Source organism: Rhizomicrobium palustre, assembly GCF_011761565.1.
Taxonomy (GTDB): Bacteria; Pseudomonadota; Alphaproteobacteria; order Micropepsales; family Micropepsaceae; genus Rhizomicrobium; species Rhizomicrobium palustre.
This window is the reverse complement of sequence record NZ_JAASRM010000001.1, coordinates 1,124,632-1,149,618: the sequence shown is the minus strand read 5'-3', so window position 1 is coordinate 1,149,618 and position 24,987 is coordinate 1,124,632. Positions and strand designations below refer to the sequence as shown.

General features: G+C 60.8%; 27 protein-coding genes. 10 read left to right on the top strand and 17 right to left on the bottom strand.

The features are described 5' to 3' along the window. Positions 1 to 7: 7 nt before the first annotated feature. Positions 8 to 634, bottom strand: coding sequence for a hypothetical protein (locus FHS83_RS05040; RefSeq protein WP_167081524.1), 627 nt, complete (start codon positions 632 to 634; stop codon positions 8 to 10). Between the two features lie 170 nt (positions 635 to 804). Between FHS83_RS05040 and FHS83_RS05035 the strand changes: the two genes are divergently transcribed. Further along, a complete protein-coding gene (locus FHS83_RS05035; RefSeq protein ID WP_167081522.1) occupies positions 805 to 1,110 on the top strand; it encodes a hypothetical protein in 306 nt (101 codons plus the stop codon). On the opposite strand, the gene FHS83_RS05030 is transcribed toward FHS83_RS05035, so the two are convergent. Continuing rightward, entirely contained in the window at positions 1,107 to 1,892 is a 786-nt protein-coding gene (locus tag FHS83_RS05030; RefSeq protein WP_167081520.1) for a DUF1499 domain-containing protein, read from the bottom strand. The two genes, FHS83_RS05035 and FHS83_RS05030, sit on opposite strands and share 4 nt — an antisense overlap. A gap of 576 nt (positions 1,893 to 2,468) precedes the next feature. On the opposite strand from FHS83_RS05030, the gene FHS83_RS05025 reads away from it, so the two are divergent. After that, a complete protein-coding gene (locus FHS83_RS05025; protein ID WP_208414232.1) occupies positions 2,469 to 2,945 on the top strand; it encodes a MerR family transcriptional regulator in 477 nt (158 codons plus the stop codon). Between the two features lie 158 nt (positions 2,946 to 3,103). Then, positions 3,104 to 4,144, top strand: coding sequence for a DUF4424 family protein (locus FHS83_RS05020; RefSeq protein ID WP_167081518.1), 1,041 nt, complete (start codon positions 3,104 to 3,106; stop codon positions 4,142 to 4,144). A gap of 336 nt (positions 4,145 to 4,480) precedes the next feature. On the opposite strand, the gene FHS83_RS05015 is transcribed toward FHS83_RS05020, so the two are convergent. Further along, a complete protein-coding gene (locus FHS83_RS05015; protein ID WP_167081516.1) occupies positions 4,481 to 4,819 on the bottom strand; it encodes a hypothetical protein in 339 nt (112 codons plus the stop codon). 378 nt (positions 4,820 to 5,197) lie between these two features. Between FHS83_RS05015 and FHS83_RS05010 the strand changes: the two genes are divergently transcribed. Both FHS83_RS05010 and FHS83_RS05005 read left to right on the top strand, forming a co-directional pair. Next, positions 5,198 to 5,557: a helix-turn-helix domain-containing protein gene (locus FHS83_RS05010; RefSeq protein WP_167081514.1), complete on the top strand. Its 360-nt coding sequence runs from the start codon at positions 5,198 to 5,200 to the stop codon at positions 5,555 to 5,557. Beyond that, positions 5,550 to 6,275 carry a DUF6456 domain-containing protein gene (locus tag FHS83_RS05005; RefSeq protein ID WP_167081512.1) on the top strand — a complete coding sequence of 242 codons (726 nt, stop codon included), beginning with the start codon at positions 5,550 to 5,552 and terminating at the stop codon, positions 6,273 to 6,275. Before FHS83_RS05010 ends, FHS83_RS05005 begins: the two co-directional genes overlap by 8 nt. A gap of 632 nt (positions 6,276 to 6,907) precedes the next feature. On the opposite strand, the gene FHS83_RS05000 is transcribed toward FHS83_RS05005, so the two are convergent. After that, on the bottom strand, positions 6,908 to 8,497 hold the full coding sequence (locus FHS83_RS05000; RefSeq protein ID WP_167081510.1) for a sensor histidine kinase: 1,590 nt from the start codon (positions 8,495 to 8,497) through the stop codon (positions 6,908 to 6,910). Between the two features lie 237 nt (positions 8,498 to 8,734). On the opposite strand from FHS83_RS05000, the gene FHS83_RS04995 reads away from it, so the two are divergent. Together FHS83_RS04995 and FHS83_RS04990 are read left to right on the top strand one after the other, a co-directional pair. Further along, positions 8,735 to 10,465: a PAS domain-containing sensor histidine kinase gene (locus FHS83_RS04995; protein ID WP_167081508.1), complete on the top strand. Its 1,731-nt coding sequence runs from the start codon at positions 8,735 to 8,737 to the stop codon at positions 10,463 to 10,465. Positions 10,466 to 10,602: 137 nt separating this feature from the next. Next, positions 10,603 to 10,938, top strand: a complete 336-nt coding sequence (locus FHS83_RS04990; RefSeq protein ID WP_167081506.1) for a DUF1491 family protein — start codon at positions 10,603 to 10,605, stop codon at positions 10,936 to 10,938. A gap of 62 nt (positions 10,939 to 11,000) precedes the next feature. Here FHS83_RS04990 and FHS83_RS04985 read toward each other — a convergent pair whose 3' ends face one another. Further along, on the bottom strand, positions 11,001 to 11,150 hold the full coding sequence (locus FHS83_RS04985; protein WP_167081504.1) for a hypothetical protein: 150 nt from the start codon (positions 11,148 to 11,150) through the stop codon (positions 11,001 to 11,003). 196 nt (positions 11,151 to 11,346) lie between these two features. On the opposite strand from FHS83_RS04985, the gene FHS83_RS04980 reads away from it, so the two are divergent. Further along, positions 11,347 to 12,915, top strand: a complete 1,569-nt coding sequence (locus FHS83_RS04980) for a peptide chain release factor 3 (RefSeq protein WP_167081502.1) — start codon at positions 11,347 to 11,349, stop codon at positions 12,913 to 12,915. Here the strand turns inward: FHS83_RS04980 and FHS83_RS04975 are convergent, their stop codons facing one another. Together FHS83_RS04975 and FHS83_RS04970 are read right to left on the bottom strand one after the other, a co-directional pair. Next, positions 12,916 to 13,179, bottom strand: coding sequence for a helix-turn-helix domain-containing protein (locus FHS83_RS04975; RefSeq protein WP_167081500.1), 264 nt, complete (start codon positions 13,177 to 13,179; stop codon positions 12,916 to 12,918). Positions 13,180 to 13,198: 19 nt separating this feature from the next. Continuing rightward, the gene (locus FHS83_RS04970) at positions 13,199 to 13,999 is read right to left on the bottom strand and encodes a MipA/OmpV family protein (protein ID WP_167081498.1); all 801 of its coding nucleotides are present in this window, start codon (positions 13,997 to 13,999) and stop codon (positions 13,199 to 13,201) included. Positions 14,000 to 14,154: 155 nt separating this feature from the next. On the opposite strand from FHS83_RS04970, the gene FHS83_RS04965 reads away from it, so the two are divergent. Further along, positions 14,155 to 14,880: a response regulator gene (locus FHS83_RS04965; RefSeq protein WP_167081496.1), complete on the top strand. Its 726-nt coding sequence runs from the start codon at positions 14,155 to 14,157 to the stop codon at positions 14,878 to 14,880. Then, entirely contained in the window at positions 14,877 to 16,253 is a 1,377-nt protein-coding gene (locus tag FHS83_RS04960; protein ID WP_167081494.1) for an ATP-binding protein, read from the top strand. Before FHS83_RS04965 ends, FHS83_RS04960 begins: the two co-directional genes overlap by 4 nt. 5 nt (positions 16,254 to 16,258) lie before the next feature. Here the strand turns inward: FHS83_RS04960 and FHS83_RS04955 are convergent, their stop codons facing one another. The 10 genes from FHS83_RS04955 to FHS83_RS04910 all read right to left on the bottom strand — a co-directional run bounded on the left by FHS83_RS04955 (position 16,259) and on the right by FHS83_RS04910 (position 24,899). Continuing rightward, complete coding sequence (locus FHS83_RS04955; RefSeq protein ID WP_167081492.1) at positions 16,259 to 16,906, bottom strand: DUF2336 domain-containing protein; 648 nt, start codon at positions 16,904 to 16,906, stop codon at positions 16,259 to 16,261. A 97-nt stretch (positions 16,907 to 17,003) separates the two neighbouring features. After that, positions 17,004 to 18,185, bottom strand: coding sequence for a type III PLP-dependent enzyme domain-containing protein (locus tag FHS83_RS04950; RefSeq protein ID WP_167081490.1), 1,182 nt, complete (start codon positions 18,183 to 18,185; stop codon positions 17,004 to 17,006). 142 nt (positions 18,186 to 18,327) lie between these two features. Then, positions 18,328 to 18,756 (bottom strand): hypothetical protein, encoded by a 429-nt coding sequence (locus tag FHS83_RS04945; protein ID WP_167081488.1) that lies wholly within the window; start codon positions 18,754 to 18,756, stop codon positions 18,328 to 18,330. Beyond that, positions 18,753 to 19,211 (bottom strand): hypothetical protein, encoded by a 459-nt coding sequence (locus tag FHS83_RS04940; protein WP_167081486.1) that lies wholly within the window; start codon positions 19,209 to 19,211, stop codon positions 18,753 to 18,755. The genes FHS83_RS04945 and FHS83_RS04940 overlap by 4 nt, the downstream gene beginning before the upstream one ends. Positions 19,212 to 19,431: 220 nt before the next feature. Then, positions 19,432 to 21,069 (bottom strand): alpha-L-fucosidase, encoded by a 1,638-nt coding sequence (locus tag FHS83_RS04935; protein ID WP_167081484.1) that lies wholly within the window; start codon positions 21,067 to 21,069, stop codon positions 19,432 to 19,434. A 161-nt stretch (positions 21,070 to 21,230) separates the two neighbouring features. Continuing rightward, entirely contained in the window at positions 21,231 to 21,614 is a 384-nt protein-coding gene (locus FHS83_RS04930) for a VOC family protein (protein ID WP_167081482.1), read from the bottom strand. Between the two features lie 165 nt (positions 21,615 to 21,779). Beyond that, the gene (locus FHS83_RS04925) at positions 21,780 to 22,355 is read right to left on the bottom strand and encodes a Spy/CpxP family protein refolding chaperone (RefSeq protein ID WP_167081480.1); all 576 of its coding nucleotides are present in this window, start codon (positions 22,353 to 22,355) and stop codon (positions 21,780 to 21,782) included. A gap of 134 nt (positions 22,356 to 22,489) precedes the next feature. Beyond that, complete coding sequence (locus tag FHS83_RS04920) at positions 22,490 to 22,975, bottom strand: DUF934 domain-containing protein (protein ID WP_167081478.1); 486 nt, start codon at positions 22,973 to 22,975, stop codon at positions 22,490 to 22,492. Continuing rightward, the gene (locus FHS83_RS04915) at positions 22,962 to 24,617 is read right to left on the bottom strand and encodes a nitrite/sulfite reductase (RefSeq protein WP_167081476.1); all 1,656 of its coding nucleotides are present in this window, start codon (positions 24,615 to 24,617) and stop codon (positions 22,962 to 22,964) included. Before FHS83_RS04915 ends, FHS83_RS04920 begins: the two co-directional genes overlap by 14 nt. 3 nt (positions 24,618 to 24,620) lie before the next feature. Beyond that, entirely contained in the window at positions 24,621 to 24,899 is a 279-nt protein-coding gene (locus tag FHS83_RS04910) for a DUF2849 domain-containing protein (RefSeq protein WP_167081474.1), read from the bottom strand. Positions 24,900 to 24,987: the final 88 nt, after the last annotated feature.

The window sequence follows — 24,987 nt, the reverse complement described above, 5'->3', positions numbered from 1 at the left end:
GGGCGGATTAGCGCCCGCCCCATTCCTCGCCAAACGGGCGCTGCATATGCGCCATGGCGTGCGGCGCGCGGGGCGGTTTAGGCCGCGCGAAGAAGAATCCCAAAAGCCCCATCATCACCGTCAGCGCGAAAGTATAGGGCAGGATGTTGTAGATCATGTCGCGCGCCAGCGCGGCGTTGTGGAAGGCCATCCCCATCGAGGCGCCCCAGAGCTGACAGGAGCCGATGCCATCGCTTGAAACCGGGCAATCCTCATAGCGGCTGACAAAGACGGCGAGCAGCGGCAGAAGCAGCGCGGTGGCGGGCAGCATCAACAGAGTCAGCGTGCCCAGCATCGGCCGAAAGATGCGGAAGGCCAGAAGCGCCGCCACGATCGACAAGCCGATCACGATGTAAGGGTTGGCCGAGATCGCCCAGCAGAAATTCAAGGCGTCGCGAAAGCCTGCGCCCAGCGGCAGACCGTGACAAAGCCCCGGCCCCGGCGCGCAGCCCGCGATCAGCGCCACCACCCGCACAAACCACACCAGCGCCGCCGGGCCCAATAACACGGCCACGCATAAGGCCCAGGCTATCAGCTTATGCGTCTCGGGCGCTGCGCCGCTGCTCTGTATCGGTGCCTCGTCGTCGTCCTGCATCTGATCCCGCCTCCCCCGGATACTCTACGCGGGCTGATGAAAAAGCCTACCGAAATGCTTTGGCCATGCTTAATGCCGCGGGTGCGGTGAACGCGAAATCAGGCTATTCTCACTTCGGGGTTGCGAGGCGCATCCCGCGCAGAGCGCAGCGCCTTTTGGGGGGATTAAGCATGGACGAGAAACTGCCCTATTGCCGGATTCCGGAAGAGATCGAACCCGGTTTCCGCCAAGTCGTGGCGATCTGGTGGCTGTTGGTGTGGCGCGGGGCGGTGGGGGCGTTCGTCTTAGCCTTTGTCATCGGTTTCGTGCTTGGCCTTGCCGCCGCGATCACCCATTTCACCAGCATCGAGGGGGTAAAGGTCTATGCCCAGATTGCCGGTGGCGCGATCGGCCTCATCTGGAGCCTCTTCGTCACGCTGATGGCGCTGCGCAAGAAATATCGCGGCTTCCGCATCGCGCTGATCCAAGTGGATTAGTGCCCGGACTCGCGCTTCAAGAAGGCTTTGACCAAAGCCGCGTTGCGTCCGGCATCGCTTTGGCCGACGCGGCTCTTGGCGCGGATATCGATGCGCGCGCCGAAGGAGCCCGCGGGCTTCACCCGGATCACGATATCGGAAACAATGCCGAAGAAGGGCGAGGTGCTGGTCGCTTCGATGCGGCCATCCTTGAGATTGAACGCGGCCACCGTCCAGCCGAGACCGTTCACCGCGTTGAGGGCGCGCCAGAAATATTTGGCGACCAGGCGCGGCTGCGGCATGCGGTTGTCGAGCGGCTCAAGCGATTTGATTTCCTGCCAGGTATATTTCTGCGCCACAGAGGTGGTCATGCGTTCGCCGCCATAGGTCACGACCGTGGGGCCGTCATAGCTCGCCGGATTGGGCGCGCCTTGGCGCAGACGTTTGAGGGTAACGAACTCGGGCGCATTGCCGATATCAGTCGAAATATCGTGGATCGGCGGCAGGCTGTAGGTGAGCCAGAGATGATTGGCCGGAATGCCGGTCAGAATCGCCGAGCCGATCAGCCCGATCGTGCCAAGCCGCCAGCCCAGGCTGTTGTTCATGGCAAGCGCGCGCCAGATCCAGGCCGCCCCCAGAAACAGCCCGGTAATGCCGAAGCCTAGGCCCGGGATCAGCACCTTGATGCCGAAATCGAGTGTCCAATGGCCCGCGCGAGTTCCTCCGCAGGCCACCGCAGCGATGGTAAGCCCGATCAGGAAGGCAGCAAACGACAGGCGGGCCAGAAGTGGCTGATGGCGCATGGGTATCCTCTCCTGGGCTTAGGCCGTCCCGGCCTTTTTGAGCCCGGTCGCGCGAGCGTGTTCTCTGGTATCCAGCGTCATCGTTTGAGAGATAGGAAACTCACGCGCTTTTGTCTTCCCCCCTCGTGAACTCCGTCGCCGGTGGGACAGCGGCGGTTCGCCTCATTTTGTATTCCCTGAGGGGAGAAATCACGAGGACTTCCGGCGCGGAGAATCTGCAGCCGAAGTGCTTTTGGCGCGTAGTAGTCCCGAACGACCCTCAAAAATCATCTTTTAGGAGACTGCCGGAGGCGTTGGGGTAAAGGTCTCAAATTTGTCCCACAAAAATTTGGACGACCACCTTAATGAGAATTGGGGACATTCCGAAACCTATAAGTGCCGAGAAACAAAGCTGAATTCATTCTAATATGCGAGTAATAACCAACTAAAAGAGACAACATATGTTCGCTTTTTGCGGTAAACTCTTTTAGAAAAGTACTACCATTACCCTAGGGCATCGCTTGACCCTTACGTTGCGGCATACGTAACATCCCCTAGTCTGATGTTAATCAGGGCACGTGACCCAAGAGCCAATGAATGGCCAACCGCAGCCGGGCCCCCAATGTGGAGCGATGGGAACACATGAACAGGACGTTTACGATTCGACAGCTCACTAAGGAATTTTCCGTTACGGCACGTACGTTGCGTTTTTACGAGGATGAAGGACTGATCGGCCCGGAGCGGCGCGGTCAGACTCGCATTTACTCGGTGAAGGACCGTGCGCGGATCATTCTCATTCTTCGTGGTCGCCGGCTTGGCTTCTCGCTGGCTGAAATCCGCGAATATCTCGATATGTACAACCAGGCCGACAATTCGCGGCAGCTCAGCCACGCGCGTAAGAAGTGCGAGGAACGCATCGTCGCTTTCGAAAAGCAGAAGGTGGATATCGACATTGCGATCAACGAATTGAAGCGCAGCCTGGTCGAGATCGATCAGCATCTTTCCGACATCGAGGCGGATAAGGCTGCCCCGCTCGGCGAACCCGCCGAAGCGCCTGCTGCCGCTGCTGCCTGAGTATTTGGGTAGTTGAAGCTGTATTTTGGTAACTGAAGCTTTGTGGGGCCGGTGCTGTTCGCCGGCCCCATAATCTTTTTAAGGCGCTGCCTTTTGCGGAATAGTCCCTGACGGAAAAACATGCCTAAACTGCGCCAGCCAAAGAGGCGGGGGCAGGAATGCGGGGCGTGAGTTTGAAGGCCGGTGCGGCTGTTGTGTTGATCTCGGGCGCGCTGTTTTCAGCAGCTTTGGCCGATGATAGCTCCGCCATGCTGAGCGCAGGCAGTATTGTTTTCACCAAGAACACCCCGGTGAAAATGGCCGCTGAAGATCTTTACGTCAGCTCCAGGAAAGTCCGCATTCGTTTTGAGTTTCTCAATCCGACGCGGCGCGATGTCGAAACCTTGGTGGCTTTCCCGCTGCCCGATATCGACACCAACGCCTATTACGGCAGCGCCGTCGGCACGCTGACCGACGACCCGCAAAACTTCATCGGGTTCACGGCGGTGGTCGACGGCAAGAAGGTGCCCTTCAACATCGAGCAGCGCGCCTTCTTCAAGGGCAAGGACGTTACCGAGCGTCTTAAGGCGCAAGGCGCGCCCGTCAATCCGGTAGCGGGTGATGGCTATATCGCGCTCGACAAGCTGCCGCTCGCCAAGCTCAAGATGCTGGAAGCTGCGGGGCTGGTGGAAGTATTCGAGGCCGAAACCCGCGAGAATGGCAAGCTCGTCAAAAAAGCCGATGTGGTTCCACATTGGATGGTGAAGACGCGGCTTTATTGGCCGCAGAAATTCCCGGCGGGCAAGACCGTGGTCATCGAACACGAATATCAGCCCGTCACCGGCTCGTCCTTCTTTTCGACCGCCTATATGAAGCGCCACGATAAATACAGCGATCAGGATTATTGCTTCGACGCGCCGAGCTGGGCTGCGCTGGAAGAAAAGACCGGCAAGGCCAAGGCGGCCAATCCCGATATGGGCGGCTATATGCTGGCCAATGAGACGTCTTACATACTTTCAACCGCGGGCAATTGGCAGGGGCCCATCGGGCGCTTTCATCTCACCCTCGATAAGGGCAAGCCTGAGAACATCCTCTCGCTCTGCTGGGATGGCGCGCTGAAGAAGACCGGCCCAACCAGCTTCGAATTTTCCGCGGAGAATTTCGTGCCCAAGCGCGACATCCACCTCATCGTGCTCGAGGATATCGCGCCGGGAAAGTGAAGCTCTGGTTCAGTTAGCTGGGCTCAACGGCCCATCAGCCAATCGATAACCCGCCGCCAAAAGCTGCGCGGTGGCGCCAGCGGTGCTGTGCCGGATGCAAAGCCGTGACTGCCGGTGACCAGTAATCCGATCATAGCGTTGCCCCATCAGCAAAAGCCTCGGACGGCTGAGGATACGCGGCTGGGGCGCTCTGTCCACACTTTATCCACAGGCCAAGCTAGGGACTTTCCACAATTAATCCCCAGCGGTGACGGCAAAGCCGCGTTACCGGGTCGCTCCAAAACGCAGTACCGCAAACGATCGGACGTTTGGCGTGCGGCGGGTTTTCAGGATTGCTTAGTAGGGGTGGCCGCCGGGGGAGTTATCCGGGATCGGGCCTGCATTGGGCTGGTTGCGCGGATTGACGTTGTTGTTGCGGCAGTTGGTGAAGCCGCTGGCCCAGCCCGAGCGGTAATGGGCGTCGGTCTTGTAAAGGCTCTCGTCACGCACCTGCTCGGCGCGGTGATTGGTGCCTTGCAGCGAGGCCGAGGCGCAGCCATCCGAATAGCCGCTTTTGAAGCCGGGCGTTTTCTTGGCGGCGCGGTCCTTGGCGGTCGGCATGAGAATGCCGCAACCGGCGAGGCTGCCAGCGGCGAAGATCACGAGGGCGGTTTTCAGGAAGCGGCGCGTCAGCATGCGTCCCTCTTAAGCTGTTGCAGGCGGCCCGTAAAGTTACGGCGGTGTTGGTCTTCAGGCGGTCCTCGAAGGTGGCTTTGGGGAGGCAAAAGAGCGGGCCTGAGTCTGCTTTCAGAATGTGCGCCTCGAAGCTCAAGGACAAAATGGGACAATTAACCTGCAACCAGTGATATATTTCTGGTTGAAAAATGTTTACCCTTTTTACGGCTATCCCCCTTGTTTACACTGATGAGATGTCGCGCTAACCGCCCTTGTTGCTAGAGAATTTCCTTCCCACTCACCCTTCCCGGTTGTTTTTCTATCCCCCTCACCCAAATCTGTAGGATAATGTTCCTCGCGCACCATGGCGCGAGAGCATTGAGCAGGAAGGGGAGAGTGATGACCAGATGGATGAGGATTTCGGGAGCCACCCAGTTGCCGCCGGACGCGTCGCGGGCCGTCACGGCGCAGGTGGTGGTCGCCGAAGTGATGGGGGTCGAATTTACCGATCTCTGCGCCGAGATACGGGGTGGGCGGGATGCCGCCTTTGCCCGCCAAGTGGCGATGTATCTCTGCCGCTTGGTCTACGAGATGCCCTTGAGCGAGATCGCCGAATGTTTCGGGCGCGACCGCTCCACTGTGGGCCATGCCGTGCAGCGCATCGAGGATGCCCGCGAGGATGCCGAGTTCGATGAGGCCATGGCCTGGCTCGAACATGTTGTGGGCCGGCTTGGGCGTGAGGATGTCCCTCATGTCTGACGCAACCGAGATCGTACTGCAGAAGCTTTCTGAGGGCGGCAAGCTGCGGCCGTTCAACGGCGCATGCTTTGTGGTGGTGGGATTGCGCGGCAAGCGCCGTCAGGTGACGGCCGGGCTGGTCGAGCAGCTTTTGCGGCGCGGCCTGGTCAAAAAAGAAAGCGGGGGCGAGATGATCGTGCTCGCCAAAGCTGGTGAGGACTGGCTTTCGAATGGCGGACGCTTCGCCGAGCAGCATCGGCTTTTGGAAACCGCCAAGATCGCTGATGAAAATGGCCGCGAGCATTTTGTGGTGATCAATGCGGCTGAGTCTCCGCTCGCGCTCCTGACTCGGCTCGGATGGCTCACCCCGCCTGAGGTGGAAGCGGGCGAGAAGCTGCGCCGCGATTACACCATCGGCCAGCTCACGCAGCGCTTGGGCGTCAATTATGCCATGCCGATTGGCGGGCGCTCGCATCGCCCCGATATGGCCGAGACCACACTCGCTGCGCGCCAGCGCTTCAATGCCGCGATGAAGGCGGCGGGTCCCGGCCTGTCGGAGCTTCTCTTCGATATCTGCTGCTATCTGAAAGGGCTTGAGGAGAGCGAGAAGGGCCGCGGCTGGCCGCGCGGCTCTGCCAAGGTGGTGCTAAAACTCGCGCTGACGCGGCTCGCCGCCCATTACGGCTTTGGCGCACCCGATCAGGCGCGCATGCGTGGCTGGCAGGCGGAAGAAAAGTGATGCGCGAAGCTAGAGTGACCCCGCCCTCTCTCCGGGGGAGAAGAGAGGGCGGGGCAGTGGGCTATGGAAGCGGAGTTCCTTTGGCGAGGCTTGGGGGGGAACTCGCCTTGAGCTCCGCTCTCGCTAACTCCAAGCGTTCGCGTACCGCTTGGCGGAAGTCGGACGCGATCGACAAACCGGCGATGCAATGCGGATGCCCATCACAGGGGGGGACCTTGAGCGTATCCGCGAGCCATTCGGCGGTCTTTGGAGCTAGTGCTAAAGCGCCCGGACGGCCGTAGCCTAAATCCGGCTCGCGCGGGATAAAAACCGCTACCACGGCTATCCAGAATGCTGCGCGCAGGATCATTAGGACCTACCTTCACGAGACGCGAGGGCAAGCCTAGGCGCGGCGCTTTTCCGGGCTCTGAAGGGATTTCCTAAAGTTTGATACGATGGCGTTAATCGGGCTACTTCGCGCCATCAAGTAAAACAAAGCTTTGGGAAATTCCTGATGTCTCGATTCAAGAAAGAGACAAATGCGCTGCGAGCTTTAGATGTAGTTGAGGCGTGATTTAGTAGAATTTGAAACAAATTGGGCGAGAGGCGAATAGCGAGTTGGGGGCGTATCGAGGTCTGCCTATTTGCCTATTTCACTCCGCCCGCGGCAGGGTCACGATGGCCGTGAAGCCTTGGCCCTTGGCGCTTTGAAGCTCAAGCGATCCGCCTTGAAGCTCGCAAAAGGCTTTCACCAGGGTCAAGCCGAGACCTGCGCCGCCCGCATGATCATGGGTGGAGCGGCCGCCCTGCTCGAAAGGCTCCAGGATGCGCGACAGGGCGTCTTCCGCCACGCCCGGCCCGTTATCGGCGACGGTGATCGTGATCCAGTCTTCATCGCCGCCGGTCTTCAGCCACACCGTGCCGCCCGCCTGCGTGAAGGAGACGGCGTTCTCGACGAGATACTGAAGGATGGCGCTGAACGCGGTTTCATCGGCATCCACCATCAGTCCGGTCATGGGCTCACCGATATCGATGGTGAGAGATCGCTCTGCGGCTTGCGTCTCGAAGCGGTCCTTCACATTCCACAACGCCTGGCCCGCATCGAGGGGTTGGCGGTTGAGTTCATAGCGCCCGGCAGAAATCCTGGTGAGGTCGAGGATCTGATTGAGCAGCCGCAAGAGGTTCTTGCCGCCGGTGTTGATCAGCCCGGCATATTCGCGGATTTGATCCGGCCCGGCGCGGTCGGCAAGGCTGCCCAGAAGATCGGAAAAGCCGATGATGGCGTTGAGCGGGGTCTTCAGCTCATGGCTCATCGTCCTCAGCAGCGTCTTCTTGGTAGTGTCGGCGCTGGCCTGAGTTTTCTCAAGCTTGGTGGCGAGATCGGCGAGATAATTGGCCTGCGCCTCGTTATGGGCCGTGGTGGCGGCCAGCGCCTCGCGCGTGTCATTGAGCGAGCGGGTCTGTTCGGCGAGCGCTTTTTCGATGCGCAGATGTTCGGTGGAATCGGTGAAGACGACCACCCGTCCGCCATCGCTGCTCAAGCGGTCGCGAATGAGATAGGCGCGCCCATCCTCCCATTCCATCATCATGGCGCCGGCTTGTTCTTCGTGGATGGCGCGGCGCTTCTCTAGCCAGGCTTTGGTATTGCCGCGCGGCATGGTGTGCAAAGCGGCGCGCAAAATGACATCGGAGAATTTCAGCCCGATAAGGTCCTCGGGCGATTTCGAGCCGTTCAGGGCGGCGTATTCGCTGTTGCAGAGGATGAGCTTGTCGAAGCGGTCATAGAAGGCGAAGGCATCGGCGGAGAGGCCGATCGCGGTTTGCAGCCGGTCGAGGTTGCGCCGGGATTCGGTGACGTCGCTCCACAGCGCGATCCAGCCGAGCGAAGGCGTGCGCCGCGTCTTGATCTCCACAATGCGGCCATCGGCGAGGGGAATATCGCGCGAACCGTAATCACGTGCGAAGAGCTGGGTGCGCCGCTTGGTGATGTAGCTTTCGATGTCCTCGCCCAGCGCGCCAATATCGCCGCCTTCGATCTCCAGCCGGATCAGTTCTTCATAACGCTTGCCGATTAAGGTTTCGCGCGGCGGCAGCGAACGAAACATGTACCCAAAATGGCGGTTAACGAAGACCAGCCTTTCGTCCGCGTCGAACACGGTGATCGCCACGCGCAGGCAATGCAGCGCCTCGATCACGGCGGCGGGGGGACCATCAAGAAGGCTGGCAAGCTGAGCGGGAAGCATTATCTGAACCGGTTAGACGGGGGCAGAAGGCTGCATTAAGCGCAGTTTCGGAAGTCTTTCATCTAGGGTAGCAATGAAATGCCTGCGCCGAAACGGTGCGCCATGGTTAATCAAAGGTAAAGGAGTGCCTTAATAAACATTGTGAATTAACGAACGAACATCAACTTCATTCAAACCTTGTTAATCACTTCGGAGCCAGCATGCCCCACACGGGAATGCTCCGGCGGCTTGGGGATTATGGACGTCCACAGAGAACATTCGGCAGCTCTTCCGGCGCATCGTCAGCGCCGCCAGTTCCTTGCCGTACAATTGTCCAAGACTGCGCTGGGCGCCGTGCTCTGCGCCGGTTTTGTCGCGCTTGTGCGCCAGCCTAACGCGGCGGAAATGATCGCCATGGGCGGGCTTATGGCGCCTGCCCTGTTGGCGCTGCTCTCCTTCACCAAAATCCGCCTTGCCGTGCTGGAACAGACCGCTCTGGTTGTATTCGCGGCCTTGATCGGCTGGCTCGCGGGGTTAACAGGCGGGGTGCTTTCGCCGCTGGTGGTATGGTTCGCACTGGTGCCGGCGGAAGCCGCCCTTTCGGGCGGGCGCCCGACCGTGCTGCGCGCCGCGCTCGCCGCCCTCACCGCATTGGGTGTGGTCGCTGGCTTGCAGTTCTTTGGGCTTCTGCCGCATCCGCGCCTGGCGTTGCCCGCCTTTGAGCTTTACGCCATCAGCATCTTCATCGCGATTGTGCAGGCCGCTCTCGTCGCCGCCGCGGCACAGGATCGTCAGCGCGCCGCCGACCAGGCCGCGGCCCAGGGCGCCGCGATGTATCGTTTCCTAGCCGATAACGCGATGGACCTCATCACCCGTCATTCCGCCGATGGGCGTATCCGCTTCGCCAGCCCCGCCGCCTATACCCTGCTCGACATGGCGCCTGAAAATCTCGAAGGCCTGGCCCCGGGCGCGCTCTGCCATCCCGATGATCTGAAGGTGGTGCAGGCCGCTTTCATGGAATCGAGCTATTTCGGTCGCCCCGGCACCGCGGAAGTGCGGCTGAAAAAAGCGAGCGGCGCTTATGTCTGGGCCGAAATCCGCTGTCGCCCGGTGCCCAAGGGCGGGCTTGAAGGCGCCGACATCGTGGCGGTGACGCGCGATATTACCGAGAGGAAGGCCCATGAGCGCGAGCTTATCGAGGCACGCGATCTCGCCGAAGAGGCCAACCGCGCCAAGTCCCGCTTCCTCGCCAATATGAGCCATGAACTCAGGACGCCGCTCAATGCCATCATCGGCTTCTCGGAAGTGATGACGCATGAGATGTTCGGCAGCCTCGGCAATGCGCGCTATCTTGAATATTCGCGCCTGGTGCATGAATCGGGCAATCACCTCCTCGAACTGATCAACGGCATTCTCGATATGTCGAAGATCGAGGCGGGCAAGTTCGAGCTTTCCGAAGAAGTGTTCGATCTTTCCGCGGTGGCCGAAGCCGCGGTGCGCTTTGTCAAATTGCCGGCCGAACGTGCGGGCGTGGTCTTGAAAACCGCCGTGGCCCAGAACGCGCAATTCGTTTTCGCCGATAAGCGCGCCACCAAGCAGATCCTGGTCAATCTCCTCTCCAATGGCGTGAAGTTCACGCCCAAGGGCGGCGAGGTTTGCATCCGCGCGAACCTCGATACCAAGGGGATCGAGATCACGGTGGTCGATACCGGCGTCGGCATTCCCGAAAAGGACCTTGTGCGCCTCGGCCAGCCTTTCGAGCAGGTGGAAGGCGAGCATGTGCGCAAAAAGGAGGGCACCGGTCTTGGGCTCTCGCTGGTGAAAGCGCTGGCAGCCATGCATGGCGGCGAGGCGGTGATCGAATCCACCCTCGGTGTCGGCACCACGGTGCGCGTGCGCCTGCCTTATGCCGCTGTCGGCGAAAACGGCGAGCGCATGGCGACCGATGACGCCAACAAGGTCATCCCCTTCCGCGGCGCGGCGGCGTAGGCTCTTTCCCTAGTTTTAATTCGTCATGGCCGGGCCCGACCCGGCCATCCAATCTTTCTTGTGACCGCAATGGATGGCCGGCTCGGTGGTCGGCCATGACGGTATGAGATGGGCCAGAAAGCACGTATAACCCCGCCATGACCACACCTCGCCTGAAAGCCGGATTCTTTGTGCGCGCGCTGATCCGCCGGGCCGAGGTTGCGGGCGCGCCGGCCTATCTCGTCAAGAAGGGCTCGGAAGAAGCCGGAGCGGTTTTTATCAAGATCGCCAAGCTCGATGGCACGTGCACCATCTATAGCCAGACCACATTGCCCGACGGGGAGCGCGCCTGGGCCCGGCCTTTGGGCGAGACCTGCGATGAGGCGCGCGCTTCAGCCTATTTCGAGAAGCAGCAAAAATACGATCCCGATCTCTGGATCGTCGAAATCGAAGACCGCCAGGGGCGGGTCTTTTTCGATGAAAAGGTGGTGTGAGGGGGAAGCCGGGCATTCAACAATATTGTCATCCCCGGCGAGCCCGCGCCGCAGGCACTTTCCTAAAGCATCAGCCCCAGGCTCATGGCGAGCCAGAAGATCGAGCAGGCGAAGGAGGTGATGGCGAGTGCGCCGACGGCGCGGCGTTCCCATGGGCCCCATCCGTCCCAATCCCGTTGTAGGTCGCGTATCGCGCTTGGCTGCTTCTGCATTAGCTTGATCCCTGTTGCAGACAGCATCCGTCCCCGCCGGTTAACGCACAATTGGCGAGAATGCCTAGGCAGTTCCCGTAAGAAAGGCGCGAAAGCGCCAAATCCTTGGGGAAATCCGGCGCGGCAACCGTGGCGGGCAGGGCACAGCTCTCAGCCATTGTGCGCGGGCCCCGCGCCTGCTAACTCCGGCCCCGCTATGACACTCGCCCACGAAGCCCAAAGACGCCGCACCTTCGCGATCATTTCGCACCCGGACGCCGGCAAAACGACCCTGACCGAACATCTGCTCCTCCTCGGCGGCGCGATCCATGAGGCAGGCCGCGTGAAAGCGCGCGGCGAGGCGCGCCGCGCCCGCTCCGACTGGATGAAGATCGAGCAGGAACGCGGCATCTCGGTCACGTCGGCGGTGATGACCTTCGAATTTCATGACGCCATCTTCAACCTGCTCGATACGCCGGGCCATGAAGACTTCTCGGAAGACACTTATCGTACCCTGACCGCGGCGGATTCCGCGGTGATGGTGATCGACGCCGCCAAGGGTATCGAAGCCCAGACCCGCAAGCTCTTCGAGGTTTGCCGCCTGCGCGATATCCCGATCATGACCTTCGTCAACAAGATGGACCGCGAGGCGCGCGATCCCTTCGAGATCGTGGACGAGATCGCCGATCAGCTTCAGCTTGATGTCGCGCCGATGAGCTGGCCGGTGGGGCAGGGCCTCAATTTCCGCGGCGTGTATGATCTTTATAAAGATGAATTCTCGGTTTTCGGCAAAGATGGCGAGCGCATCTCCTCGGCCGAGATGGTGGCGCGGCTGCGCCCTGAGGAAAAAGACAAGCTCGATGAGGATGTCGAGCTGGTCAAAGCCGGGCTCTCCCATTTCGATGCCGCAAGCTATCGCGAAGGCCACCTCACGCCGCTTTTCTTCGGCTCGGCGCTGAAGAATTTCTCGGTGCGGGACCTTCTTGCGCATCTGGCTGAGCACGCCCCGCCGCCGCGCGCCCAAAGCGCCAAGGAAAAGGTGGTGCATCCGGCCGATGAAGAAGTTTCCGGTTTCGTGTTCAAGGTCCAGGCCAATATGGATCCCAACCACCGCGACCGCGTGGCCTTTGTGCGCCTCGCCTCGGGCCGCTTCCGCCGCAATATGAAGCTGACCCAATCGGGCACCGCCAAGACCATCGGCGTGCACAACCCGATCCTGTTCTTCGCGCAAAGCCGCGAGACGGTGGATGAGGCCTATCCCGGCGATATCATCGGCATTCCGAACCACGGCGTTTTGCGCGTCGGCGATACGCTGTCGGAATCCGGCAAGCTCGTTTTCACCGGCATTCCGAACTTCGCCCCGGAAATCCTGCGCCGCGTGCGCCTCTCCGATCCGATGAAGCAGAAGCACCTCGCGCGTGCTCTGACCTCGCTTGCCGAAGAAGGTGTGACGCAAGTCTTCAAGCCGCAGATCGGCTCTTACTGGATCGTCGGCGTGGTCGGGCCGCTGCAGCTCGATGTCTTGAAGTCGCGCCTGCGCGCTGAATACGGCCTCGATGTCGAGCTCGAGCAAGCGCCTTACGACACCGCGCGCTGGATCAGTGGCTCGGATGCGGACATCGAGAAATTCCTCGATGGCAATCGCGGCGGCATGGCGGCCGATCGCGACGGTGCGCCGGTGTTCCTCGCCAAAAGCGCTTGGGAACTCGGCTATGTCGCCGACAAGAATCCCGGCATCAAATTCGCCAAGACGCGCGAACGCGCCGACGTGCAGGCGGAGAACTGATCACTCCGCCGCCAGCATTTCTGTCCCGCTGACCGCCGGAGTTTCTTCCGGCGGCGCGATCAGGCGCAGAACCTCTTCCTTGTTAATGAAGTAAAGATAGATCGTGCCCTTGGTGATCCCCGCGCGTTCGGCGATGTTGGCCATGCGCAGGTTCTGGGCGCCTCGTTCCGCGGCGAGCTCTGCGGCGGCGGCCAATATCTCGCCCGCGCGGGCCTGTTTGCGCCGCTGCCATGGACGTTTCGGTTTTGCGGGGATCGCAGGCATAACCGCCTCCGGTTGCGGGTTAGAAGTGGTAGCCGATTGCAAGGGTAGCGATGGTGGCCGTATCCGAGAAGCTGATCGGGCTTTTCTTGGCATCCCCCGCCAGGAATGTGGTGGAGGCATCGCCCACGGCAAACCAATGGTTATCGAAGCGGTAGTGCAGTCTTAGCCCGACGGTCCCCCCTAGAAATCCGCTTTCCGCATCATAGCGGGCGAAATTGGAATGCAGCGCCTGCTCGCTGCTGACACCGAAGAAGGTGCGCATATAACGGTCATTGGCCCAGCTCGCGCCGCCATGGGGAATTATGGTGAAATGCTCGTTGAGGCGGATCGGAAGCTCCGCGCCTGCGCGCACCAAAAGGCCTTTGTTTTGGCTGCCGTCATATTTGGTCGCGTTGGCATCGAAAGTGATCCGGCCCAGCGTGTAGGACGCGAAGAGCTGATAGCCCACCGCCGTGCCGATTTTGCCCATGCCTTTGAGGCGGCCGTCGCCACCCCGAAAAGAGATGCCGCCGGGGTCTTTTTCGTCACGTCCGCCATCATAGGTCAGGCCAATTCCCGCGGTGAAACCGCCCAGCCGCTGATAAAGGCGAAGACCGCTGGGATCGAGCGACACCATGTCGTTCCACTTCACCGAGAGGAGGGGCAAAGGGGAGGCCCTGTAGCGATCACTGCCCAAATAGGTCGGGCGCATCATCACGCCCGCCCCTGCCGAAATATCGAATGCGCCGGTTGACGCGGGCTCTGCGGCCGCCGCCGGGATCGCACCGCAGATAAGCAGGATGGCGCCGCAGGATAGACGCGCGCTTAGGTGGAATGGCATCGCCAATAGCTCCGATATTTCCGCCCCCACCATGCCGCCCTTTCCTGAATGGCGTATGTCCCGATTGTTTCGCGGTTGATGTAATGTTGCAGGCCGGAAACAATGCGCAAAAACTCCGATATATGGCGGGCGGGAGGCTGTGCTAAATCTTGGTGATGGAGCGCGCACCGCATCTTTTGATCGTCGACGACGACGAGGATATCCGCAGCCTCTTGAAGGCATTTTTCGAGCGCCACGCCTACGCAGTATCCGTGGCGTGCGGCGGCGAGGAAATGTTCGCGGCGCTGGGTCGCCACCCTATCGATCTCGTTATTCTCGATCTGATGCTGCAAGGCGAAGACGGCATCTCCCTGTGCCGCCGCCTCAGGGGCGCGGCCTCCACTGCGGTCATCATGCTGACGGCCATGTCCGACCAGACCGAGCGGGTGATCGGGCTGGAGGTCGGCGCCGATGATTACGTCACCAAGCCCTTTGATCCGCGTGAACTTCTGGCCAGGGTGCGCGCCGTTTTGCGCCGCTCCGCTGAGCGCCCGCAGCAGGCCCAGCCGAGTCGCCCCAAACTCTGTTTCGGCAAGTGGCGGCTGGATGTAGCCCGCCGTGAACTTGTTGCCGATGACGACACGCTGATTTTTCTGACCAGTGGCGAGTTCGATCTTCTGCTCACCTTCGTCGAGCATCCTCAAAGAGTTCTGACGCGCGATCAATTGCTCGACGCGCGTGGACTTCCTTATGCCACCTATGACGCGCCGAACGACCGCACCATCGATGTTCAAGTCAGCCGCTTGCGCCGCAAGCTGGAGGATGATCCCAAGAGCCCGGCTATCATCCGCACCGTCCGCAATGGCGGGTATATGTTCGCGCTGAAGGTGGTGGCGCGATGAAACCGCCATGCCGACTACGCGATACCATCGCCTGGCGTTTTGGCGCGATCATCACCGCTGCGATCGTCGTCACCGGCGTGTTGACGGGGTTGTTCTACATGTTTGGCGGACGGTGGACGCAGCCGCCGATGGACTTGCGCTCGCTGCTCGCCGGTGTCACGGCGGTTGTTGATATCATCGAAGCCGCTCCGCCCGAGATACGCCCGCGCCTCGTGGCAACCCCGGTTGCGCACGGCAATGAATATTACAGGATGGAATGGTACGGCGCCGATAGCGGTGCGGCGCGCTGGTTCGATGCGGCGCGTCAAACGCAGCACCTGCCGAAGCGGGTTGAGATTTTCCAAGGCCTCAACACCGAACTGCACCGGCCTTACGTCATGATCGGGCCTGAGAAGCCGTTGCGTGCTGGCAGCGGTTTTCCTTTCGGGCCGCAAAAGCCGGATGCCTATTACCTGATCGTGAAACTGCGCGATGGCAGCTGGCTCGTATTCCTGGGCGGCGGGCATAAATGGGGGCTTTCGAGCGGCGAACGCATCGCGATCCTGCTGGCCGTTTTTCTCGTCGTTGCGGGCAGCATCAGCGCGGTGGCGACGCGCCAGATTTCGCGGCCGATCCGCAAATTCGCCGTGGCGGTGCATGCTGCGGGTGTCAATCCCAATGCTCCACCGATCCCGGAAAGCGGCCCGCATGAGCTGCGTGAAGTGATTGCGGCCTTCAACGGCATGCAAGCCAAGATATCGGCCTTTGTGGCTTATCGCACGGCGATGCTGGCGGCGATTTCGCATGATCTGCGCACGCCGCTGACGCGCATCCGCCTGCGCGGCGAATACATCGCCGATCCGGTGCAGCGCGAGCGGCTCATCGCCGATGCGCTCGAGATGCAGGAGATGGTGGACGGGGCACTGGCCTTCTTTCGCGGCGATAGCGAAGAAGAACCGGTGCGCAGCTTCGATCTCTCCGGCCTTTTGCAAAGCATTGTCGATGGCTTCGCCGATCAGGGCGTGGAGGTCGCCTATAGCGGTCCGGATCATGTCGTCTATACGGGCCGCGCCCTCGCCATCAAACGCGCCGTCACCAATCTCGTGGAAAACGCCGTCAAATATGCCTCCGCCCCCGCCATTACGCTGGAGCGCGAAGCCACCGCGGTTACCATTACGGTCCGCGATCGCGGCCAAGGCATCCCTGAGGCGGCGCTGGAATCGGTCTTCGAGCCCTTTTTCAGACTCGATAAATCTCGCCACAAGGCGCGCGGCGGGGTGGGGCTGGGTTTGACGGCGGCGCGCTCCATTCTGCGCGGTCATGGCGGCGATTTGGTCTTGCGCAATCTTGCCGAGGGCGGTTTGGAAGCCTGTGCCACCCTGCCTGGGCGTTGAAGCTTCTATTCCGCCGCGTGGGCGTGCGGTTTCAGGGGCGCGAATTTCTGCCATTCCTGCATCAGATGCGCCGCCGCCTTGGGTGTGACCGTGTCATAGGCCGAAAGCTGTGTGCCCCGCGGGGCCTTCAAGAGCACCAGCGCCGAGAAGGTGGCGCGGTCAAGCCCGGTGCTACGGCAGACCACGGCGAGGGCCTCGCCGCTCCTATCGGCCAACACTGCTTCGGCCATGCGGCGCGTAAGGCCGGTTCCCACCGCGAAGGCGGAGGCGAAATCGCGCGCCCCATTTCTGGCCGCTGAGAGGATGAGCAGGCTATCGGCGGGGTGGACCGCCGCCATCTCTTCGTTTTCCAGCCCGTTGCGCAGCAGGATTTCCCGGCGCAGCGGCGCGGGCGCAGAGAGATAGAGAAGATTCAGCACCTTCAGCGGCACGTCACTGCGTCCGGCAAAGCGGGGGGCGATCTCGCCAAGGATGGCCGCATCGGCTTCGCGCAGGGCGGTCTCGAACAGCGCCAGCATGGGGCCGCGCATCTGGACGGGGCAATCGGCGGGCCAGGAGAGGACGAGTTCAGCCAGATCGCGCGCCAGCGGCGCCCATTTGCGCTCTGCCGCCATCGCCAACAATTGGTTCAACCGCGCCCGCGCCGTAACCATCCAAGCCTCCCACCCAGGAAGACTATAGCAGCGAGCGTTAAGGTTTTGTTGGTGTTAACTGCGTCTTTTTGAGGCCAAGGTTAAAACGGGCTGTTTCTTAGGCGCCAACCTGGACCCAGGTGTCGTTGTAGAAGCCGTTGAAGTTGGTCCGCACGGCCACCGTATAGGCACCCATATTGTCGAAGACGATGAAGTCCCCGGCTTTGATGTCCTCGGGCAGCATTTGCGGGCGCGGCAGCACATCGAGCGTGTCACAGGTTGGGCCATAGACGCGGAAGGGCGTCGTCTGCGTGGTCAGCGGCTGGGCCTCGCCGGTGGCGGAAAGCCGGAAGGCGCGGCTCGGGTAATCGGCATTGAAGCCCGGCAGGGTCAGCTCGTCGAAGCTGCCATAGGTGCCGTCGTTCAGGTAAAGCCGGTCGCCTTTGCGCAGCACCACTTGGGTCACCACCGACAGCCCTTCGGTCACGAGGGCGCGGCCAGGCTCGCACAAAAGTTGCAGATCCGGAATATCTAGCGTTTCGATGGCTTCGCGGATGGTATCGAAATACCAGATGAAGGGCGGCACGTCATTGTTGAGCAGCGGGGCGGGGAAGCCGCCGCCGATGTCGAGGGCGGTGATCTTCACCCCGGCCTTGTCGATGGTGCGCCGGACGATCTCTACCGCTTGGGCATAAGAGAAGGGCGAAAGGCACTGGCTGCCGACATGGAAGGTCGCGGCCGGCTGGGCGCCCGCCGCGACAACGCGGTTCAACAGCCGCGCGCCTTCATCCGGGTTGGTGCCGAATTTGGAGGAGAGTTCCAAAAGCGCCCCGCCAAGGGCCGCCGCCAGCCGCACGAAGATGCGCAAGCGGGAGTGGTCTTCGATCTCCGAAAGCAGCTTTTCCAGCTCGAATTCGCAGTCCACCACATAATCGGTGACACCATATTGCTCGAAAGCCGCCTTGGCATGGCCGGGCAGGCGCACGGGCGCCATGAAGTGACACACGGCTTCCGGGAAGCGCTCTTTCACCATCTTCACCTCGCCAAAGGAGGCGGTGTCGAAATGACGGATGCCCGACTGCCAGATGAGGTCCATGGCGCGCGTGGTCGGGTTGGCTTTCACCGCATACATCGGCGTGCCGGGGAAATGCTTCAGGAAGCGCTCCGCCGAGGCGCGGAACTTGGCCGGTTCCAGCACATAAACGGGATCACCCGGCTTCATGGCCGTGATCACCTCTTCAACCGAGGAAAACCGCTCCATAGCTGGGAGCGTCTGGGCGGAAAGAGGGTGCGCGTTCATGGCGGCCCCAAATAAAATTTCGCCCGTTACATGGGGCAGAGGGGGGGTGGGGTCAAGAGGTGTGTGCGGGGGAGGGCATTGGCCCGGTCGCAGGTCCCCGCGCCGGGAGCATAGGGCGCCGAGGGGAGAAGGGCGCTACTTCCTATTTCTGGCCGGGCCGGAAGCCAGAGGCGGCATAGAGGGCACCGATAAAGAATACCCCCATGCTCAGCCGTGCCAGCACATCCTCGATCCAGCGGGGGACGTCGCTCTGGTTCGCGAGCATCCCAAGAGCGAAAAGAAGCGCTCCGGCGACAATGCAAAATATTCCCGCCTTCCCGGTTTCACGCGCGGTGTCGAACGTGTCGGCCTGGGCCTTACGCCATGATTGTATTCCGGCAAGAACATACAGAGGGCCCGAAAGTACCAGGATGGTGCTTGCTAGGTCTAGCGCGTTCACGAGCCTGTGCGGATAGCCGTCCCGAAGCCATGGCTGGGCGCAAACCAAGCTACTCGCCGCGAGTAGCTGAAGAGCGCCGAACGCGATTGCGTGCTTCGGCTGTTTGGAAAGCTCAGCGAGTGAAAGGTTCATTTGGAATCTCTCTTCCCGCCCCGCCGCATCCAGAGGAATGCCCCGATCCAAATTGCGATCAAAAGCAGAAGCGGCCCGACGGTCGTGATTAGGCCTGCGACATGGCTGTCTTTCACATACTCGGGGATCACATTGAACACGAAAACGAGAACGACGGCGACGCCAATCCAAAACAGAAGCGAAAACTTTGCATTCGGGAGTTTGCCTTGGGCGCGTTGCTCTTCGAACTCCGCCCGATAGGCGCCGCGCCACCATCGCCACGTAAATATCGCCATCCAGACAAAAAATGCGAGGCGAAAGGCGGCATGCAGCAGTATGATAGCCATAGCCAAGCTATCTGATAAATGCAGATAAGGCCAAAGCTCGCGGATGGCCTCTGTTCCAAGCCACCCCGCAATGATGATCAAACCGGCCAGCCTGAATCTGTGGTCTTCGCGAAAGCTTTTGCCGGCCATGAACGCCCCCGATTAGTTCCGCATAAATGCAGATATCACACTCGGCTGAAAGGCCTGCCGCGTCGCACGTTGCCTTCGACCGCTCGTGAGAGGCTGATGAAGAAATTGGGGACTTGGGGATTTGGCGGCAGGGGGGCGCGCTTTGGGCTTTTCCGGGTGCCAGCCCGTCGTTCCGCGCCTTCCGACCTCCCCGTGTTCGGGGAGGTGAAATGGCATTCTCCTAAACCAGCCCCTTGCCTCTGATCTTGAAGGCGAGGCCATAATCGTGGCTGGCGCGCGCGGGCAGGGTGATGTGCAGCCCTTGCGTGTCTTGCCGAAATGCGAGCGGTGCTTTGGCGCCAACCACTTCCACACGCTCGATTTTGGCTGAGGCTAAGCTTTTCACGGTGATCGTCTCGGTTTGCGGCTTGCCCAGGGTGATGGCGTAAAGCGCGCCAGCCTTGGTGGTGAAGCGGATGTCTTCGGCGCTGAACGGGTCTTCCTTGGCTTCGCCGAATTGGCCGGACGCCACTTGGGTCGGACCTTCGCCCGCCTTGATCCAAGGCCGCGTGCCATGAATCGCCTCGGAGAAGCGCGCCATCCAGCCCGCGACACCTTCCACGATGGCTGTTTCCTTTTCATCGATGGAGCCATCGCCGCGCACCGGCACGCTGAGCAGCAGATTGCCGTTTTTCGACACCACATCGCATAAGCGGTGGATCACCGAAGCCGCCGATTTATAGCCATTCTTTTCATAAAGCGGACGGCTGTAATGCCAGTCGCCGATGCAGGTGTCGGTTTGCCAGGGTTTGGGTTCGATATCGGCGCGGAAGCCGCGCTCGACATCTTCCACCGCCGCGCCGCGATGTTGCGGCACAACGGCTTTGAAATTCAGCACCGCCTCGAGCTTGCCATGCCAAGCGATGGAAGCGTTGTAGTAATGGGCGGCGATATCGAGCCCGGCTTGGCCGAGCGGCAGATCGAAATTGTCGAAATAGAGAAGATCGGGTTGATAGCTGTCGATCAGATCCTTGCAGCGCAGGAACCAGCGGCGCACGAATTCGGGATTGGCGATGGGTGGATATTCGTCCCACACCCGGTCGTTCATCTCATGCCATTTATTGGCTTCCGCGATCGAGGGGATGCCGTCCGGCATCGCCATGACACGTCCCGCATAAAGCTCCTGCGGGTCCAGCCCCTCCCACCATTTACCTTTGCCCATCTCTTTGGTGAGCTTGAAGGCGTCATAACGCTCGGCTTTGCGCGGGCCCTCAAGGTCATAGCCATACGCGGTCTGGAACCAATGCCAGGCATGAGCCGAATGGTTGGAGACGCCGAATTTGAGCCCGCGGGCGCGTGCCGCTTTGGCAAAGGCGCCGATCAGGTCGCGCTTGGGGCCGATGCGCGTGGCGTTCCACGCATGGTGTTTGGAATTAAAGGTGTCGAAATTGTCGTGGTGATTGGCCAGCGCGACGAAATACTTCGCGCCCGCGCGCTTATAGAGGTTGAGCAGCGCGTCCGGATCGAATTTCTCCGCTTTCCATTTGCCGATGACATCCATGAAGCCTGTATCGGCGGGATGGCCGAATTTCGCGACATGCTGATCGTATTGGCCGTTGCCTTGCACATACATCTGGCGGGCATACCAATCGCCTGCTTCCGGCACGCATTGAGGGCCCCAATGTGCCCACAGACCGAATTTGGCATCGCGGAACCATTCAGGCGTCTGATAGCCGGAGACCAATGATTCCCAGTTCGGGCGGAACGGCCCGCCAGCGATGCCGGACGCTTCTTCCGCGCGTGAAGCCGCGGGCAGCGCCGCGGCAAGTCCCAGCGTGCCCGCCGCCTTGAATAAGGTTCTCTTGGAAATCTTCGTCATCGTTTCCCCGGTCGCCGTTCTGGAATGTCGGCTTGTGTCCGGCGGGGAAGTTATGGCCAAGACCGGCGCTGAGCCATGGATAATAGCTCTAGATGCCTGGATATTTTTATCCAGCGCCACATGGTGATCGGGCGGCCTTGGCAATACGGGGCCGGGTTAAGCTAAGCGGGGTTGATGAGGTGCGACGGCCAGCCGATGCGGACCAGGAGGCCATCCGGCCCGGCGATGCCGACTTCGTAAAGCCCCCATTCGCGATGGCGCAGAACGCCGCCAGGGCGGATGACAAGGTCGTCGACTCGTGCCGCGATGGCCGCGACATGCGGCGTGCGGATATAAACCCCAAAAGGATTGTGCTCCTCGGGCACACGCCACGGGCCGCTGCCCGCCTGCGTCAGATGCACCTCGCACTCCCAGCCCGTCATGATCACATAACTTGCCTCTCCGCCGGTCCGCGCAAAGCCGAGGCGTTCCCAGAAAGGAATGGAAGCTGGCAAATTATTGCTCGGCACAATGGCGAAGGCCCCCGCGCGCACGATCTCGGACATTTGTTTGCTCCACGTCGCAAACAGTATGCGCTGTGTTTTGCGATAATAGAATGGGGACCCGGGGATTTCGCGGTGGGGGGGGAACCGCTTTGGGCTTTTCCCGGGTCCCCGCCTGTCTGCCCGAGAGGGGGCTTTGGCAGACAGGGTAGCAACCAGATTCAAGGTTTAGTCGTCAGCACCCATCGGCATTCCGCCGTCGAGCATGGCGTGTTGCGGATGATGCGGGCCATTCATCATGCCCATAGGACCTTGGCCCATCGGGCCATGACCCATCGGCCCACGATGTTCGAAGAAGCGGCCGCGCGCTTCATGGGCTTCGCGCGTCAGAATCTTCACCTGCGCCTCATCCAGCGATTTCACAAAGGCTTCCAGCGAGGGCGTTTCGGCCTTCATATCGGCAAGGCGCGATTCCAGCATGGCGATGTGGCGCTGGCGCATCTCAAGCAGGCTGGGGCGTTCGCCCGGCACGGGCATTTTCATATCCGCGCATTTGGCCGAATTGGCTTTCGCGTTGGCGAGCTTCACATTCTTCCAGCGTTCGAAGAGGGGCTTCTGCATCGAGGTTAGCTTCAAGCGCACTTCCAGCTCGGCAAGCTTGCCGACGGCATGGGCGTAATGGCCCTGGCACATTTCGGTGTGGCGGGCGGCGAAATCGGGGCCCTTGGGCGGGGCGGCATCCTGCGCGAAAGCGGCGGAGGACAGAAGCAGCGTCGCGGCAAGCGCCGGAATGGTGAACTTCATGGGGAACTCCCGTTCGTTATCGAGAATTCAACGCCATGAACCTTGCGCTCCGTCTATCCGTTCGCTGAATAAGGTTTCATCGTGTAACGATATGTACCAGCGACGGAAGTGGCTGGCGGGCGCGTTCATCAGGATCAGCCCGCCCGCAAATCCCGGATGGTTTTCTTGCCGTCCGCCGCGGGCTGATAGACGTTGGTCATCTCGGTCAAGGCGCGCGCAAAAAGTTCCGGCGTGATGGAGGGCGGCAGCTCAAAGGCGTTGACGCCGACGCGGGAAAGATAGGCGACCTGATCATAGAGGTAATCGCCCACGGCGCGGATTTCGCCTGCAAACTTCAGCCTTGTGCGCAGGATGCGCGCCCAGGAGAAGGGTCGCCCGTCGCGGAATTTGGGAAATTCCAGCACCACCAGCGAGAGACGGTCGAGATCGGAGCCGATGCCTTCAGGGGATTCTTCGCTGGTCAGCTTCACGCCCAGCTTCTGATTGCGCGCGAAGAGGGCGTCGCGGTCAGCCCTTAAGCGTTTTAACGAGACCACCACCGGCCCATCGGGCAGCGCCGCATCATCGGCCACGAAAGCAAAGTGGTCTTCGGCAAGCGCGCCATCTTTAATAAGCGGCATGGAGCTGCTCCTGATAGGCGATCTGCTTGAACGGTTCGATGCCGACGCGGCGCGTGGTGTCGAGGAAACGCTCGCCGTCTTTGCGTAGTTTCAGATACAGATTCACTACGCGTTCCACGGCATCCACGATTTCATGCTCGCCGAAGCCGGGGCCCAGAATGGTGCCGATGGAGGCATCTTCAGCGCCCGAACCGCCGAGCAGCAGCTGGTAATATTCCACGCCCTTCTTATCGACGCCCAAGATGCCGATATGACCGGCATGGTGATGGCCGCAGGCATTGATGCAGCCGCTCATCTTGATCTTGAGTTCGCCAATCTCTTCCTGGCGCTTTTGATCGCCGAAGCGCTTGGCGATTTCCTGCGCAATCGGAATGGACCGCGCATTGGCAAGGTCGCAGTAATCAAGCCCAGGGCAGCAGATGATGTCGCTGATCAGCCCGGCATTGGGCGTCGCCAGCCCAAGCTGTTCCAGTCGCGCGAACACCGAAGGGATATCCTTCTGCTTCACATGCGGCAGAACCAAATTCTGCTCGTGACTGGCGCGGATTTCGTCATAGCCGAAATCTTCCATCAGCTGGGCCACGCCATCGAGCTGTTCATGGGAGATATCGCCCGGCACGCCTCCGATGGGCTTCAAGGAAATCGTGACAATCGCATAGCCCTTGGCTTTATGCTGCGCGACGTTGTTCTTCACGAAGGCACCCAAGGCGCCGTCTGTCGGCAGCGCAATATCGTCCAGCGCCTCGAATTCGGGCGGGGCGAAATAGGATTCGATGCGGGCGCGCTCTTCGTCGGGCACCTGCAAAGTGCCCGCCTTCTTGATCTCCATGAATTCGCGCAGCACCCGGTCGCGCATTTCGCTTTCGCCAAGCGCATGGGCGAGGATCTTGATGCGGGCCTTATAGATGTTATCGCGGCGGCCATTCTCGTTATAGACGCGCAGCACCGCTTCCAGATAGGCGAGCAGATCCTGCTTCTCGACGAATTCGCCCACGACCAGTGCGAGATACGGCGTGCGCCCCATGCCGCCGCCCACCAGAATGCGATAGCCGGCGCGGCCTTCTTCGTTCTCAACGATCTCCACTGCAAGGTCGTGATATTGCAGCGCGGCGCGGTCCTGTTTGGCGCCCGACACCGCGACCTTGAACTTGCGCGGCAGGAAGGTGAATTCGGGATGCAGGCTCGACCATTGCCGGATGATCTCCGCCACGGGGCGCGGGTCTTCAATCTCATCGGCGGCAGCGCCCGCGAAATGATCGGCGGTGACATTGCGGATGCAATTGCCGCTGGTTTGGATGGCGTGCATTTCCACTTCCGCCAGTTCGGCGAGAATGTCCGGCACGTCTTTCAGCTTGGGCCAGTTATATTGGATGTTCTGGCGGGTGGTGAAATGGCCATAGCCCTTGTCATAGACCCGCGCGATATGGGCGAGCTTCTTGAGCTGCCGCGCCGAAAGCGTGCCATAGGGCACCGCCACGCGCAGCATATAGGCGTGCAGTTGCAGATAAAGCCCGTTCATCAGGCGGAAGGGCTTGAACTGGTCTTCGGTGAGCTCGCCCTTTAAGCGGCGCTCGACCTGAAAGCGGAATTGCTCGGTGCGCTCGGCCACGAATTTGGCGTCGAACTCGTCATAGCGATACATGGGTCAGCCCTCCGCCTGCTTGCCGAGATCGGGGCGCACACTGGGGCCCGCGGCGCGGATGATTTCGCGCTCCTTCAAGGGTTGCTCGCCCTTCAGCTCGACGAAATAGGGATTCACGACCTCGTTGCGCGCCACCGAGGCGCGGGCCGCCTCGAGAGCGGCTTTGGCCACCGTTTCATCCTCGAAAAGATCGGCCTCAGCAAAATTTTCGATCCAGCCTTCGCCCTTCCAATACAGGACGATGCCGTCAACCAGCCGGTTCGCGGTGAGCTTCTGTGCCATGCTCTACACCTCCCACCTTGAGGCCCAGAAATCAAGCCATTACAGCGCGCGAGGTGTGAATAAAGCAAAACAACACTGCACAGATGTA

Excerpts from the sequence above, each read along its gene's own strand:
- FHS83_RS04945 (WP_167081488.1), bottom strand. The coding sequence starts at position 18,756 with ATGAACCTTTCACTCGCTGAGCTTTCCAAACAGCCGAAGCACGCAATC.
- FHS83_RS04960 (WP_167081494.1), top strand. The coding sequence starts at position 14,877 with ATGAAACCGCCATGCCGACTACGCGATACCATCGCCTGGCGTTTTGGC.
- FHS83_RS04975 (WP_167081500.1), bottom strand. The coding sequence starts at position 13,179 with ATGCCTGCGATCCCCGCAAAACCGAAACGTCCATGGCAGCGGCGCAAA.
- FHS83_RS05015 (WP_167081516.1), bottom strand. The coding sequence starts at position 4,819 with ATGCTGACGCGCCGCTTCCTGAAAACCGCCCTCGTGATCTTCGCCGCT.
- FHS83_RS04980 (WP_167081502.1), top strand. The coding sequence starts at position 11,347 with ATGACACTCGCCCACGAAGCCCAAAGACGCCGCACCTTCGCGATCATT.
- FHS83_RS04940 (WP_167081486.1), bottom strand. The coding sequence starts at position 19,211 with ATGGCCGGCAAAAGCTTTCGCGAAGACCACAGATTCAGGCTGGCCGGT.
- FHS83_RS05020 (WP_167081518.1), top strand. The coding sequence starts at position 3,104 with ATGCGGGGCGTGAGTTTGAAGGCCGGTGCGGCTGTTGTGTTGATCTCG.
- FHS83_RS04985 (WP_167081504.1), bottom strand. The coding sequence starts at position 11,150 with ATGCAGAAGCAGCCAAGCGCGATACGCGACCTACAACGGGATTGGGAC.
- FHS83_RS05030 (WP_167081520.1), bottom strand. The coding sequence starts at position 1,892 with ATGCGCCATCAGCCACTTCTGGCCCGCCTGTCGTTTGCTGCCTTCCTG.
- FHS83_RS04995 (WP_167081508.1), top strand. The coding sequence starts at position 8,735 with ATGGACGTCCACAGAGAACATTCGGCAGCTCTTCCGGCGCATCGTCAG.
- FHS83_RS05000 (WP_167081510.1), bottom strand. The coding sequence starts at position 8,497 with ATGCTTCCCGCTCAGCTTGCCAGCCTTCTTGATGGTCCCCCCGCCGCC.
- FHS83_RS04935 (WP_167081484.1), bottom strand. The coding sequence starts at position 21,069 with ATGACGAAGATTTCCAAGAGAACCTTATTCAAGGCGGCGGGCACGCTG.
- FHS83_RS05010 (WP_167081514.1), top strand. The coding sequence starts at position 5,198 with ATGACCAGATGGATGAGGATTTCGGGAGCCACCCAGTTGCCGCCGGAC.
- FHS83_RS05035 (WP_167081522.1), top strand. The coding sequence starts at position 805 with ATGGACGAGAAACTGCCCTATTGCCGGATTCCGGAAGAGATCGAACCC.
- FHS83_RS05040 (WP_167081524.1), bottom strand. The coding sequence starts at position 634 with ATGCAGGACGACGACGAGGCACCGATACAGAGCAGCGGCGCAGCGCCC.
- FHS83_RS04925 (WP_167081480.1), bottom strand. The coding sequence starts at position 22,355 with ATGAAGTTCACCATTCCGGCGCTTGCCGCGACGCTGCTTCTGTCCTCC.
- FHS83_RS04920 (WP_167081478.1), bottom strand. The coding sequence starts at position 22,975 with ATGCCGCTTATTAAAGATGGCGCGCTTGCCGAAGACCACTTTGCTTTC.
- FHS83_RS04910 (WP_167081474.1), bottom strand. The coding sequence starts at position 24,899 with ATGGCACAGAAGCTCACCGCGAACCGGCTGGTTGACGGCATCGTCCTG.
- FHS83_RS04930 (WP_167081482.1), bottom strand. The coding sequence starts at position 21,614 with ATGTCCGAGATCGTGCGCGCGGGGGCCTTCGCCATTGTGCCGAGCAAT.
- FHS83_RS04955 (WP_167081492.1), bottom strand. The coding sequence starts at position 16,906 with ATGGTTACGGCGCGGGCGCGGTTGAACCAATTGTTGGCGATGGCGGCA.
- FHS83_RS04965 (WP_167081496.1), top strand. The coding sequence starts at position 14,155 with ATGGAGCGCGCACCGCATCTTTTGATCGTCGACGACGACGAGGATATC.
- FHS83_RS05005 (WP_167081512.1), top strand. The coding sequence starts at position 5,550 with ATGTCTGACGCAACCGAGATCGTACTGCAGAAGCTTTCTGAGGGCGGC.
- FHS83_RS05025 (WP_208414232.1), top strand. The coding sequence starts at position 2,469 with ATGGCCAACCGCAGCCGGGCCCCCAATGTGGAGCGATGGGAACACATG.
- FHS83_RS04970 (WP_167081498.1), bottom strand. The coding sequence starts at position 13,999 with ATGCCATTCCACCTAAGCGCGCGTCTATCCTGCGGCGCCATCCTGCTT.
- FHS83_RS04950 (WP_167081490.1), bottom strand. The coding sequence starts at position 18,185 with ATGAACGCGCACCCTCTTTCCGCCCAGACGCTCCCAGCTATGGAGCGG.
- FHS83_RS04990 (WP_167081506.1), top strand. The coding sequence starts at position 10,603 with ATGACCACACCTCGCCTGAAAGCCGGATTCTTTGTGCGCGCGCTGATC.
- FHS83_RS04915 (WP_167081476.1), bottom strand. The coding sequence starts at position 24,617 with ATGTATCGCTATGACGAGTTCGACGCCAAATTCGTGGCCGAGCGCACC.